The 12,912-nt window shown below is 67.9% G+C and carries 11 protein-coding genes; 4 read left to right on the forward strand and 7 right to left on the reverse strand.

What is annotated here, in order from left to right; translation table 11 throughout:
* The coding region (locus AC1D1A_RS12400) for a transketolase-like TK C-terminal-containing protein (protein WP_476947833.1) at positions 1 to 1,520 on the forward strand (1,520 nt) is incomplete at its 5' end.
* 21 nt (positions 1,521 to 1,541) lie between these two features.
* On the forward strand, positions 1,542 to 2,165 hold the full coding sequence (gene nboR / locus AC1D1A_RS12405; protein ID WP_476947834.1) for a nicotine blue oxidoreductase: 624 nt from the start codon (positions 1,542 to 1,544) through the stop codon (positions 2,163 to 2,165).
* A gap of 69 nt (positions 2,166 to 2,234) precedes the next feature.
* On the opposite strand, the gene AC1D1A_RS12410 is transcribed toward nboR, so the two are convergent.
* From AC1D1A_RS12410 to AC1D1A_RS12440, 7 genes are all read right to left on the reverse strand, one after another.
* On the reverse strand, positions 2,235 to 2,879 hold the full coding sequence (locus tag AC1D1A_RS12410) for a uracil-DNA glycosylase (protein WP_476947835.1): 645 nt from the start codon (positions 2,877 to 2,879) through the stop codon (positions 2,235 to 2,237).
* A gap of 37 nt (positions 2,880 to 2,916) precedes the next feature.
* Positions 2,917 to 3,900: an aldo/keto reductase gene (locus tag AC1D1A_RS12415; protein ID WP_230007749.1), complete on the reverse strand. Its 984-nt coding sequence runs from the start codon at positions 3,898 to 3,900 to the stop codon at positions 2,917 to 2,919.
* 26 nt (positions 3,901 to 3,926) lie between these two features.
* A complete protein-coding gene (locus AC1D1A_RS12420; protein WP_476947836.1) occupies positions 3,927 to 6,749 on the reverse strand; it encodes a molybdopterin-dependent oxidoreductase in 2,823 nt (940 codons plus the stop codon).
* A gap of 2 nt (positions 6,750 to 6,751) precedes the next feature.
* Positions 6,752 to 7,738 (reverse strand): FAD binding domain-containing protein, encoded by a 987-nt coding sequence (locus AC1D1A_RS12425; RefSeq protein ID WP_476947837.1) that lies wholly within the window; start codon positions 7,736 to 7,738, stop codon positions 6,752 to 6,754.
* Positions 7,729 to 9,012 carry an XdhC family protein gene (locus tag AC1D1A_RS12430; protein ID WP_476947838.1) on the reverse strand — a complete coding sequence of 428 codons (1,284 nt, stop codon included), beginning with the start codon at positions 9,010 to 9,012 and terminating at the stop codon, positions 7,729 to 7,731. Before AC1D1A_RS12430 ends, AC1D1A_RS12425 begins: the two co-directional genes overlap by 10 nt.
* 17 nt (positions 9,013 to 9,029) lie before the next feature.
* Positions 9,030 to 9,524, reverse strand: coding sequence for a nucleoside deaminase (locus tag AC1D1A_RS12435; protein ID WP_230008935.1), 495 nt, complete (start codon positions 9,522 to 9,524; stop codon positions 9,030 to 9,032).
* 268 nt (positions 9,525 to 9,792) lie between these two features.
* Positions 9,793 to 9,975 (reverse strand): hypothetical protein, encoded by a 183-nt coding sequence (locus AC1D1A_RS12440; protein ID WP_476860183.1) that lies wholly within the window; start codon positions 9,973 to 9,975, stop codon positions 9,793 to 9,795.
* 381 nt (positions 9,976 to 10,356) lie between these two features.
* Here AC1D1A_RS12440 and pucL point away from each other — a divergent pair, with 381 nt between their 5' ends.
* Positions 10,357 to 11,265: a factor-independent urate hydroxylase gene (gene pucL, locus AC1D1A_RS12445; protein WP_476860184.1), complete on the forward strand. Its 909-nt coding sequence runs from the start codon at positions 10,357 to 10,359 to the stop codon at positions 11,263 to 11,265.
* A 108-nt stretch (positions 11,266 to 11,373) separates the two neighbouring features.
* Positions 11,374 to 12,882, forward strand: coding sequence for a nucleobase:cation symporter-2 family protein (locus tag AC1D1A_RS12450; protein ID WP_476887149.1), 1,509 nt, complete (start codon positions 11,374 to 11,376; stop codon positions 12,880 to 12,882).
* Positions 12,883 to 12,912: the final 30 nt, after the last annotated feature.

Raw genomic sequence — 12,912 nt, forward strand, 5'->3', positions numbered from 1 at the left:
GCAACGCGACCCACCAGATGAAGAAGCTCACCCTCGCGGACCTCAAGGCCTTCCGCGACCACCTGCGCATCCCGATCACGGACGACCAGCTCGAAGCGGACCTCTACCGGCCGCCGTACTACCACCCCGGCATGGACTCCCCGGAGATCCAGTACCTGATGGACCGCCGCAAGCAACTCGGCGGCTTCGTCCCCGAGCGGCGCTCCAAGCACGCCGACGTCACCCTCCCGGACGAGAAGGTCTACGAAGTCGCCAACCGCGGCTCCGGCAAGCAGCACGCCGCCACCACCATGGCCTTTGTACGCCTGCTCAAGGACCTCATGCGGGACAAGGAGTTCGGCAAGCGGATTGTGCCGATCATCCCCGATGAGGCACGCACCTTCGGCATGGACGCGTTCTTCCCGACGGCGAAGATCTACAACCCGGACGGCCAGGGCTACCTCTCCGTGGACCGGGAGCTCGTCCTTGCCTATAAGGAATCGGCCCAGGGCCAGCTGATCCACCCGGGCATCAATGAAGCCGGGGCGGTGGCGGCCTTCACCGCTGCCGGCACGTCCTACGCCACGCACGGCGAACCGCTCGTGCCGGTCTACGTCTTCTACTCGATGTTCGGCTTCCAGCGCACCGGCGATTCCTTCTGGGCCGCCGCCGACCAGATGACCCGCGGGTTCATCATCGGCGCCACCGCCGGACGCACCACCCTGACCGGCGAAGGCCTGCAGCACGCCGACGGCCACTCCCCGATACTGGCGGCAACCAACCCGGCCGTCGTCACCTACGACCCAGCGTTCGGGTACGAAATGGGCCACATCATCCGGGACGGCCTGGAGCGGATGTACGGGCCCGGTGAAGCCGGGAAAGAAATTGCCGACAACGATCCGTCGCGGAACCTGATGTACTACCTCACGGTGTACAACGAGCCGATCTTCCAGCCGGCCGAACCCGAAAATCTCGACGTCAACGGTGTCCTGAAAGGCATCTACCGGGTGTCGGCGTCGGACTTTGACGGGCCTAAAAGCCAGATCCTGGCCTCCGGCGTGTCCGTTCCGTGGGCCCTCGAAGCCCAGCGGGTCCTCGCCGAGGACTGGGGCGTCTCCGCCGATGTCTGGTCCGTGACCTCCTGGACCGAACTCCGCCGCGACGGCCTCGCGGCAGAAGAAGAGGCCTTCCTGAACCCCGGCCAGCCCGCCCGCGTCCCGTTCGTGGCCCAGCAGCTCGCCGGTGCCACCGGGCCGGTCGTGGCGGTCACCGACTACATGAAGGCCGTGCCGGACCAGATCCGCCAGTTCCTGCCGCACCAGTTCGCCTCGCTCGGCGCGGACGGCTTCGGCTTCTCCGACACCCGCGCCGCGGCCCGCCGTTTCTTCAAGAACGACATCCACTCGATTGTAGTGAAGACCCTCCAGCTGCTGGCCTCGCGCGGAGAGGTCGATAGCGGGGTGCCCGCCTACGCGATCGACCGCTACAAGCTCCTGGACGTCACCGCCGGGACCACCGGAGGAGCGGGTGGCGACGCCTGAGAAGCGAGTTATGGTGGGCAGATGAGCGACAGCAGAGCGCACGGCACCGGATCCGGCGGCACGACGGCGGTGCTGCTGGCCGCCGGAGCCGGGACCCGGCTGGGGCTCGGGCCCAAGGCGTTGCTCCCCTTCCATGGCCGCACGCTGGTCGAAGTGCTCGCTGACGTGCTGCTAGCGGGCGGCTGCCGGGAGGTGGTGGTGGTGCTTGGCGCGGATGCGGCAAGGGTCCGCGCCGCCACCGACCTCGGCCGGCACCGGGTCATCGACAACCCGCACTGGGCCAGCGGGATGGGCAGCTCGTTCCGGGCCGGTATCGCCGCGGCGGCCCTGGAGGCCCATGTGCTCATTGCGCTGGTGGACCAGCCCGGCCTGACCAGGGAGACCGTCACCCGGCTGCTGGCAGCCCACCGGCCCGGCCGGGTAACGGCGGCCGGCTACCGCGACGCGGAGGGGACGCTGCAGCGCGGACACCCGCTGCTGCTCGATGCCGGGCTTCGCACCGAAGCCGCGGAAACAGCAACGGGCGACGCCGGCGCCCGGCAGTTCCTGCGGGCCCATCCGGACCTGGTTGATCTGGTGGACTGCAGTGACCTCTCCGGCGGCGAGGACCTCGACTCCCCCGAACAGCTGCACCTCCTCGACTAAAGACAACGCGGGGTCAGATACGGCCCATTAAGGCCCCCTCGATGGGCCGTGTCTGACCTCGCGTTGGTTTTAGCGCGAGTGAGCCAAAAACTCCTGCAGGCCACGCTTGAAAACGGACCGGCCGCCGTGGGCCGGGTGCCTGATTTTCGGCGCGTCCAGGCCGCTGCGCTGCAGGCTGCGGTGCGCCACATTGCCCACGGCCACCATAGTTTCGATGGAAAACGCCTCGATCAGCGCCTGCCAGAACGGAGTTCCAAGGTCAGCCTCGGACGCCCTCGGCGTGCGGTTGGACAGCGGCCGCCCGGGCACGTGGGTGTGCCACGGACACGCGCTCCACAGCAGGGGCAGGAACTCCAGCTCGGCCAGGACCTGCCACATCACCGTGGCCGTCGGCTCGGCGGCTATGCCTTCGGCGTCTGCCGGAAGCACGTACCCCTTCCCGGGCCCAAACAGCCCAAACCCGTTGGCAGGGTTTTCGAACATGGACCGGTTCGTGAAGGGAATCCCGGTGATCCTCATGCCCCTGTACCCGGGGGCTTCGCCCAGCAGCAGGACCTTTGGGGCGCGGTCCTGCATCTCCCGCAGATAGAGCTCCAGGTTCCGCCGGCGCTGCGCATTTCCAGGCACGGTGTGATCAAAGAAGTTGTTGCACCCCGGCCCCGTTTCGACGGCCGCGAGACGGTCAACGAAGCCGTCGATGGAGGAAACAGTCATTTGTCGGCCCTTGGGGACACCCGGCAGAATAAGCGCCCTACCAGCGGGGGTGGATCGTTTCGCGGAAGTAGCGGTCATAGATTTCGCGGACGCCGACGTCGAACGTTGCGTCAATGCCGCTGACACCCGCCGCGGCGGCATTGGAGCGCGCCTGGTCCACGTTCCGCGCGCCCGGGATCACCGTGCTGACGCCGTCCTGCGCCGCGATCCAGGCGATGGCCGCCTGGGCGGTGCTGACGCCGTCGGGCACCAGTTCCTCGAACTCGGCCACCGCTTTGAGGCCTTCCCCGAAGTCCACGCCGGAGAAGGTTTCCCCGACGTCGAACGCCGATCCGGTGCGGTTATAGTTCCGGTGATCGTCCTCCGCGAAGGACGTCTCCGCGGTGTATTTGCCGGAGAGCAGCCCGGAGGCGAGCGGGACACGGGCGATGATGCCCACCCCGGCGGCCTCGGCGGCGGGCAACACTTCATCCAGCGGCTTGAGCCGGAAGGCGTTGAGGATGATCTGCACGGTGGCGGTGCCGTCGTGGCGCATTGCTTCGAGGGCTTCCTCGGTCCGCTCCACGCTAACGCCGTAGTTGCGGATGGCCCCCTCGGCCACGAGCGTGTCCAGCGCGTCGTAGACCTCGTTGTTGCTGTACACCGCGGTGGGCGGGCAGTGCAGCTGGACCAGATCCAGCTGCTCGACGCCCAGGTTGCGCCGCGACCGGTCCGTCCATTCGCGGAAGTTGGCGAGGTTGTAGCTCTCCGGCCGCTGCTCCACCCGCCGGCCCATCTTGGTGGCCACCGTGATGTCCAGGCCGGGGTTGTCTGCCAGGAACGCGCCGATGGCCTGCTCACTGCGGCCGTCGCCATAGACGTCCGCGGTGTCGAAGAACGTGACGCCCGCTTCGACGGAGGCCGCCAGGATGGCCTGCGCCTGCGCGGGGTCCACGTTGCCCCAGTCCGCGCCAAGCTGCCAGGTCCCCAACCCGACCGTGGAGACGTTTCGTCCGGTTTTGCCCAAGATTCGTTGTTCCATCGTCCGACTATAGGCCGTCAGCGGCCTCAAAGCGGAGGAACCAGCCCTGCCTCCTTCAGGCCCAGGTAGATCTTGTCCCGGGAGATGGGCAGCTGGGAAAACCTCACGCCGGTGGCGTTCCGGATGGCGTTCGCGAGCGCCGGCGCCACCGGATTGAACGGGCTCTCGCTCATCGACTTCGCGCCCAGCGGGCCCAGCTTGTCGCTGGTGTCGGCGAAGTACACCTCGCTGCGCGGCACGTCGGCGAAGGAGGGGACGTGGTACTGCCGCAGGACGTCGGTGGTGACGCGGCCGGCGTCGTCCACTGTGACCTCCTCGTAGAGCGCAGAGCCGAGGGCCTGCGCGATCCCGCCTTCGATCTGGCCGCGGCACTGGCGCGGGTTGACCACCACGCCGGCATCGGCCGCCTGCACGCTCTGCAGGATCCGCAGCTCCCCCGTACCGGTATTCACCGCCACCCGGAAGCCCTGGACATTGAACGCCACCGAGCGCGGCGTCCCGCCCCAACGCCCCTCGGCGGCGAGCTCGACGCCGGCCTGCTCCGCGGCGCCGTAAATTTCCGTCAGGGGCACCCGGGTTCCCTCGCAGACCACGGCGTCCATGTCCAGGACGCAGCCGGAGGGCGGCACGCGGCGGAGGCCGGCGGCGAAGGCGCGGATGCGGAGGGCGAGGTCCTCTGCGGCGGCCAGCGTCGCTTTGCCGGCCACCACGGTGCCGGCAGATCCGAACGCGCCGGAATCGTGGTCCACGAGGTCGGTGTCGGACTGCCGGAGGGTGACGCGGGCGGCGGAGGTGGACAGCGCGGTGGCCGCGAGCTGCGCGTGGACGGTGGAGGTGCCGTTGCCGAATTCTGCCGTCCCGACGTCGGCGGCGTAGGTCCCGTCGGGCAGGAGCCGGAGCCTGGAGTGGGCAAAGTGGCCGCGTGGCGGGACGGTGTCGATCATGGACATGGCAGTCCCCTCCCCGACCACCCAGTCCGGTCCCAGGCTGTCGAGGCCGGCGGCGCGGCAGCGTTCTCGCCCACGGGCCAGCGCGTCCTCGACCAGCTTCGTGCACTGGTCCAGGCCGTAGCTGCCGTAGCGGACGTCCTCCTGGGGCTCGTCGCGGATGGACAGCATGTCGTCGCCTTCCCGGACCATGTTCCGGCGGCGGAACTCCAGGGGGTCCATGCCGATCCCTGCCGCGAGCTCGTCGATGCCGGATTCGATCGCGAAGATCATCTGGCTGAGCCCGTAGCCTCGGAAGGCACCGGACGGCACCGTGTTGGTGTACACGGCGTGGGCGTCCACTTTCTTGTTGGCGCATTTGTACACCGCCAACGACTCACCGCAGCCGTGGAACATGACCCCGGTCGCGTGGTTGCCGTAGGCGCCCGTGTTGGTGAGCACCTCCAGCTTCAGTGCGGTCAGCCGCCCGTCGCGGCTGGCGCCGGCCTTGAGATGGATGGTGAAGGGATGCTTGGTGGTGGCGGCGGTGAACTGTTCGGTCCGGGTGAATTCAAGCTGCACGGGGCGGTTGAGCTTCAGGGCGGCCAGCGCCACGACGTCTTCGGTGAGCACCTCTTGCTTGCCGCCAAAACCGCCGCCCACCCGTCCGGCCACCACCCGGATCTGCTCTTCCGGCAGGCCGAACACCCGGCCCAGGGTGCGCCGCACCAGAAACGGGACCTGGCTCGAGGTGCGGATCAGCAGGCGCCCGTCACCGCCGATCGAGGCGATGGAGGCATGGGTTTCGAGCGCCATGTGCTGCACCCGTTGAGTCCGGTACGTGTGTTCGTGGATGAAGTCCGCCGCGGCGAACCCGGCCGCCATGTCGCCGAGCTCGGAATGCACTTCCGCGACGACGTTCCGCTCCGGCCGGCTGATGCGGGCCGTGGTCGCGTCCTTGTCCCCGTGGAGGGCGGGGGCGCCGGGGAGCATGGCGTTCTCCGGGGTGAAGACGGCGTCCAGCACCTCGTAGTCGACCTTCAGGGCCCGCACGCCTGCCTCCGCTGCCGCCACCGTCCCGGCGACGACGGCGGCGACGCGCTGGCCGGTGAACCGCACGACGTCGTCAAACACTCGGGTGTCGTCCGGGTCGTCGGTGTAGAGCTCGTGCTGCGCGGTCGAAAACAGCTGCGCCGGGGAGTCCTCGTGGGTGAAGACGGCCGTGACCCCGGGAATCGCCAGCGCGGCTGCTGCGTCAATGGAGCGGATCCGGGCGTGGGCATGCGGCGAGCGCAGCAGTTTCGCGTGCAGCAGCCCGGGCAGTTCATCGGCCGGGACGTCCAGGGTGTAGCGGGCCTGCCCCGTGACGATGGCGAGGCCGGCGGGGGCGGGAGCGTCGTCGCCCAGTTGTCCGGGGCGCGGCTCCGGCCGGCCGGGCCCCTCAGAAGGGGTGACCGGGCGGCTCCCCCTCCCGCAGACGGCGTCCTCGATGGCCGTGTACCCGGTGCACCGGCACAGGTTGCCCTTCAGGTTCCGCGGCAGGTCCGCCCTCTGCTCCTCATCGAACGTCGCTGCCGTCATCACCATGCCGGCCGTGCAAAAGCCGCATTGGAAGCCCTGCCGGTCCAGGAACTGCTGCTGCATCGGATGAAGCGCGGTGCTGTTGGGGTCACCGGGTCCGCCGGAGGCGCTGGCGGCGGCCAGTCCTTCCACCGTGGTGACCGCCCGGCCTTCCGCGCGGACCGCGGGATAAATGCAGCTGTGCACCGGGACCCCGTCCACGTGCACCGTGCAGGCGCCGCAGTCGCCGGCGTCGCAGCCCTTCTTGACGCCCAGGTTCCCCCGTTCGCGAAGGAACGTCCGCAGGCACTGGCCGGGACGGGGTTCGGCCTGCGCCGGGACACCGTTGATCTCGATTCTCATGCTCAGGCACCTTCCGTCCGGGGTCCACCGTTCAGGGTCCCGCCCCGCGGCGGCCAGAAGTCACCGGATATGCGTAACGGGTCGCGGCCTGCCGGGGCGGTGAGTTCGGTCTGGATTTCATGGGCCAGCCGGTACGTCATGTCCTTGCGCCAGGCGGGCAGGCCGTGGACGTCGTCGTGGTACAGGTCATCGGGGATGGCGGCATCCAAGGCCTCGGAGAGAGCATCAGTGAGGGCGCCGGCGAGCGCCGCCGCGGAGGACTCCAGGCGCAGCTGCACGGGGCGCTTGGTGGCTGCGGTGACGGTCAGGACCAGGGTGCCGCCGGCGTCGAGCCTTCCAATCAGCAGCACCGCTGACCTGCCCAGGTTGCTCAGCGACAGCCGGCGGAAGGCCACCCGGGAGGACAGTGCCGCCGCCGGCAGGCTCACGCTGCGCAGGAGCTCGCCGGGAGCGAGGCAGTTCGTCCCGTCGCCCGTAACGAAGTCCAGCACCGGGAGCGTGCGGCGGGCGCCGCCGGGGCCCAGAATGGTGGCCGTGGCGTCGAGCGCCGCGCAAAGCGAGATCATGGGCCCGGCCGGCAGGGAAGTGCACAGGTTGCCGCCCACCGTGGACATGTACCAGACCTTGAAGGAGGCCACAAAAGACTCGCAGCAGGGGCGGACGAGTTCCACGCCGGGCCAGTTCCCGGCCAGCCCCCGGCCGGCGGCCGAGCCGGCATCCGCATCCGCATCGGCATCCGCATCCGCATCCGGGAATGCATACAGTTGCGCGATGGTGCAGGTCGCCGCCAGCTCGATGCCGGCCGCCGACACCGCTATGGGTGTCCAGTCCGTGGAGCCGAGGTCCAGGAGGCGCCGGAGCGGTTCCTGTCCGGCGGCGGGGCTCCCAGAGGAGAAAAGCACGGTACCCCCCGCGAGCCAGGCGTCCCCTTCGCGCCACTGCGCCGGATCCGCGGTGCGGACCACGGCCTCGATGGTGTTCATGTCCACTGGGCCTCCTCAGGTTCCGGCATGCCGGCGCTGCTGTCGTGATGGTTGCGGCCGTGATGGTTGCGGCCGTGATGACTGCTGTCCTGATGATTTCGGGAGTAGTGGTGAATGGGGCCGCTGGCATCCTTCAGGGACACGCTGCCCTGGGCCAGCCCGGCGGCCTTGCTCCGGTTGGCCACGAGTTCTGCCGTGATGGAGACCGCGACCTCTTCCGGCGTGACGGCCCCGAGGTCCAGGCCGATGGGTGAGTGCAGCCGGGCCAGGTCGCCGTCGGCCACGCCGGCCTGCCGCAGAGCATCGATCCGCCCGCGGTGGCTTCGTCTGGACCCCATGGCGCCGACATAGTCCACGTCCAGGCCGAGCGCGGCCTGCAGGAGCGGGACATCGAATTTCGGATCGTGTGTGAGCACGCAGATGGCCGTCCGGGCGTCGGTGCGGCCGGCCAGCACTTGGTCCGCCAAGTACCGGTGCGGCCAGGCCGTGGCCACCTCGTCCGCGGCGCCGAACCTGTCCTGCTGTGCGAACGCCGGGCGCGCATCGCACACCGTGACATGGAAGCCCAGGAGTTTCGCGGCCGGCACGAGTGCCGCACCGAAGTCATTGGCGCCGAAGATCAGCAGGCGCGGTGCCGGTAGCCGGCTCTCCACCAGCAGGCTCACGGGTTCCTGCTGGCGCTCCCCCGCGGACGCGATCCGGACCAGCCCTGTACGGCCTCCCCTCAGCAGCGGTTCCAACTGGGCTGCTGCCGCCCGCATCGCGAGCCCGGCACCACCGGAACCGCCCGCACCGAGCATCGCGGCGAGTTCGGCCGACTGCAGTACCTGGAAGGCCGCCGGGTCTGGAACCACGACGGCGCCGCCTCCGCCGGCGTCGACCCTGCGGATCAGCGCAGCGCCGCCGGCCGGATGCCTCCCGGCCAGGGCCAGCAGGCCGTCCAGCCGCAGCCGGCCGGGCCCCGTATCCACGGGTTCGATGTGGATTTCCAGCCTGCCGCCGCAGGTCAGCCCGGCGGCAAACGCGTCCTCGGCGCTGTAGCCGAAGCACTCCCGGCGCGTCCCGCCATCGCGCATTGCCGCCAGAGCCGCCTCCACAACGGCCCCTTCAACGCAGCCGCCGGACAGGCTGCCCAGCACCTCACCGGCCTCGGAGACCAGCATGGAGGTGCCCACGGGCCTCGGCACCGATCCGTCGGTGCCCACCACGGTGGCCACCGCGTAGCGCTGCCCGGACGCGGCCGGCGGCCATGTGCCCAGGTGCGGGAGCAGATCCAACATGGCCGCAGTCCCCGGCGCTAGTAGTCGGTCCGGGACTCAAGCGAGTTCCAGGCCTTGAAGGGATCCAGTGCCGCGGGCGCTTGCGGGTCTGTCAGTTGCAGCCTGCCCACCGGCATGAGCGTGTCGCGCTGGTCGTTTTCGAAGTATTCGTAGAAGACGGCGTCATCGAACCCCGCAGCCGCGGCATCGTGCCGGTCCGCGGCGAACATCACGCGTGACACCCGCGCCCACAGTGCGGACGCCAGGCACATGGGGCACGGCTCGCAGCTGCAGTAGAGCGTGGCTCCGCTGAGATCGAAAGTGCCAAGTTCGCTGCAGGCCTGCCGGATGGCCGTGACCTCGGCGTGCGCCGTGGGATCGTTGGTGGCGGTGACGCGGTTGACGCCTTCGAACGCTAGCCCGTCCGCAGTGACCACCACTGCGCCGAACGGGCCGCCGCCGTTCAGGACGTTGGCCGTAGCCAACTCGATGGATCTCGCCAGGAACTTCTGGGCCGTATCGGTTGTAGTCATGCCGCCACTCCCTACCTGCGGAAGCCTGTACACCGTGACGGGTACGCAAGGGCCGTATGCGACGGTGACCAGTCTTCAGCATGTGCCTTGAAGGTTGCGCCTGGTAGATAGCTTCCCGCGTCCCGGGCTGCCCGCCGTTGGCAAGATCGACAGTAGCACCGGGATGTCCGCGCGGCGCGCCCTATTTGAGGGAAGCCCAGTTTCGTTATGTGAAATCTCTATTTCCGGGTCTTCACGCCAACGCCGCCCTACCGCCCAAACAAAACGCCTACCGGCCAAAGAGCGGCAGCGCACGGAGCCATCGGGAAAAGCCGCGGTCCCTCCGTTCGCAGTCGGCCGGAATGTAGAAGTCCGGGTCTGTGGCACCGAAGTCCGCGGCGCTGAACGGCAGGTACAGCTCCTGGCCGGGCGCCGGAAATTCAACGGCACTGCCCTTCTCCTGCGAGTTCATGGATTCCTCCTCATGCATTGTGTGGCTGCTTCCTCGCACCGAACCGAATCATGCGGCTGAATTCCACATTTTGGAAATAATTTATTGCTATATGGAAAAGACTAGGGCGGCGGAAGCCTGCGGTCAAGAGCCCCAACCGCCGCGGTCACAAACCGTTTTTTCGGAAAGTGATGTACACCACGCCCGGACCGGGCTACGCTTAATCCCAATTCGTGGCGCAGGTCACGTAACCTGGGAGCAGCAGGCAGGGTCGTAATGAGCTGGCATCAACTGATGTCGGCTCTTTTTTGTGGGCCGACGGAATGAGAAACGCGCGGGAAACACGCGCTTAATTTCTATGTGGGACTTTGGTGCCACATACCTGAAGTTGGGAATCAGACCATGAGCAACAAGATCGTCCTCGGCCACAACCAGTACGGAAAAGCCGAAGTCCGGGTCGTCAAGATCACCAGGGACACCGACCGCCATGAAATCGAAGACCTGAATGTCACCTCGCAGTTGCGCGGGGACTTCGCGGCTGCCCACCTCGAAGGCGACAACAGCCATGTGGTGGCCACGGACACCCAAAAGAACACCATCTATGCCTTCGCCCGGGACGGCATCGGCTCCCCGGAAGCCTTCCTGCTGCGGCTAGGCAAGCACTTCACCTCGAACTTCGACTGGGTCACCGGCGGCCGCTGGGCAGCCGAATCCTACAAATGGGACCGGATCCAGGCCCACGGGACCGGGCACGACCACTCCTTCGTCCGCAGCGGCCAGGAAGTCCGCACCGCGGTCCTTGTCCGCAACAGCGGTACCGAGCACCTCATCGCCGGGCTCAAGGACCTCACCGTGTTGAAGTCGACCCAGTCCGGGTTCAGCGGCTTCCCGCGGGACAAGTACACCACCCTCCCGGAAACGTCCGACCGCATCCTCGCCACGGACGTATCGGCCCGCTGGCGCTTCAGGACCGGCACCGATTTCGGCACGTTCGACTTCAACAAGAGCTACGAGGACGTCAAGAGCCTGCTGCTGGAGGGCTTCAGCGAAAACTACTCCCACGCCCTGCAGCAGACCCTCTTCGACATGGGCGCCAAGGTCCTCGAAGCTCACACCGAGATCGACGAGATCAAGTTCTCCATGCCCAACAAGCACCACTTCCTCGTTGACCTCTCGCCCTTTGGCCTCGACAACCCCAACGAGGTCTTCTTCGCCGCCGACCGCCCCTACGGCCTGATCGAAGCCACCGTCCAGCGTGAAGACGCCAGCCCCGCGGAAATCGCCTGGTCCGGGATCGCCGGCTTCTGCTAGGACTCCCGAGCGGGCCGGCCCGGAACTCCGGCGCCGGCATTCCAGCACCCGTTAGCCAGACATTGTTAGCCGGACGAAGAAGTCCGCCATGAACCAAGAAGGTCTGCCATGAACGCACGCAAGAAATTAACCGCCCGGCTGCCACGCACCGGCGGCTCCGGCGGCACCCCCCGCCCCGAGGACCAACGACTCTCCATCGGAAGCAGTTTCGCCTACGGCTTCCAGCACGTCCTGACCATGTACGGCGGCATCATCGCCGTCCCCCTGATCGTCGGCCAGGCCGCCGGCCTGGCTCCGGCCGACGTCGGGGTTCTGATCGCCGCGGCCCTCTTCATGGGCGGCCTGGCCACGCTGCTCCAGACCCTGGGCTTGCCGTTCTTCGGCTCCCAGCTCCCCCTGGTTCAGGGCGTCTCGTTCGCCAGCGTGGCGACGATGGTCGCCATCGTCACCGGCGGAGGCGGCCTCCCTGCCGTCTTCGGCGCTGTCATTGCCTCTGCAGCCATCGGGCTGCTGATCGCCCCGGTGTTCTCCAAGATTGTCCGGTTCTTCCCGCCGGTGGTCACCGGCACAGTCATCACCATCATCGGCCTAACACTGATGCCCGTGGCGGCCAACTGGGCCATGGGCGGAAACAGGAAGGCCGAGGACTACGGGAGCGTGGCCAACATCGGGCTGGCGGCTATTACCCTGGCCCTCGTGCTCCTGCTGAGCAAGGTCGGCAGCGCCACTATTTCCCGCCTGTCCATCCTGCTGGCCATGCTGGCCGGAACGGGGGTCGCCGTCGTCACCGGCATGGCGGACTTCTCGAACGTCGGCGACGGCCCGATCGTCGCCTTCCCCGCACCGTTCCACCTCGGCGCACCCACCTTCGAAGCTGCCGCCATCATCTCCATGCTGATCGTGGTGCTGGTGATCCTGACCGAGACCATGGCCGACATCCTGGCCGTCGGCGAAATCGTGGGCACCCGGGTTGATTCGAAGCGGATCGCAGCGGGCCTGCGGGCAGATATGGTTTCCAGCCTCGTGGCGCCGGTCTTCGGCTCCTTCACGCAAAGCGCGTTCGCCCAGAACGTTGGCCTGGTCGCCGTCACCAAGATCAAGAGCCGCTATGTAGTGGCGGCCGGCGGCGTCATCCTGGTGCTGCTGGGCCTGCTGCCGGTGCTCGGCCGCGTGGTCGCGGCGGTCCCGACGGCGGTCTTGGGAGGTGCCGGAATTGTGCTCTTCGGCACGGTGGCCGCGAGCGGCATCCGCACGCTGGCCAAGGTGGAGTACCGGAACAACATGAACCTGATCATCGTCGCCGCCTCCATCGGCTTCGGGATGATCCCGATCGCCGCCCCCACGTTCTACGACAAGTTCCCCAGCTGGTTCGCAACGATTTTCCATTCCGGCATCAGCTCCGCAGCGGTCATGGCCATCGCGCTGAACCTGCTCTTCAACCACCTAAAGAAGGGCAACTCGGAGAACCAGTCGGTCTTCGTGGCCGGAACGGGCCGCGTCATCCGCGAGGAAGACCTTCAATGCCTTGCCGAGGGCGACCGTTACGAGAACGGCAAACTGATCGACTGCGACGGCAAGGAAGTCCCGGTGGAGTCCGCCGCGACATCCGAACACTAGCCCCCTAAGACACCACCGGCATGAGCGTTG

It is taken from the genome of Arthrobacter sp. P1_B9 (assembly GCF_056406495.1).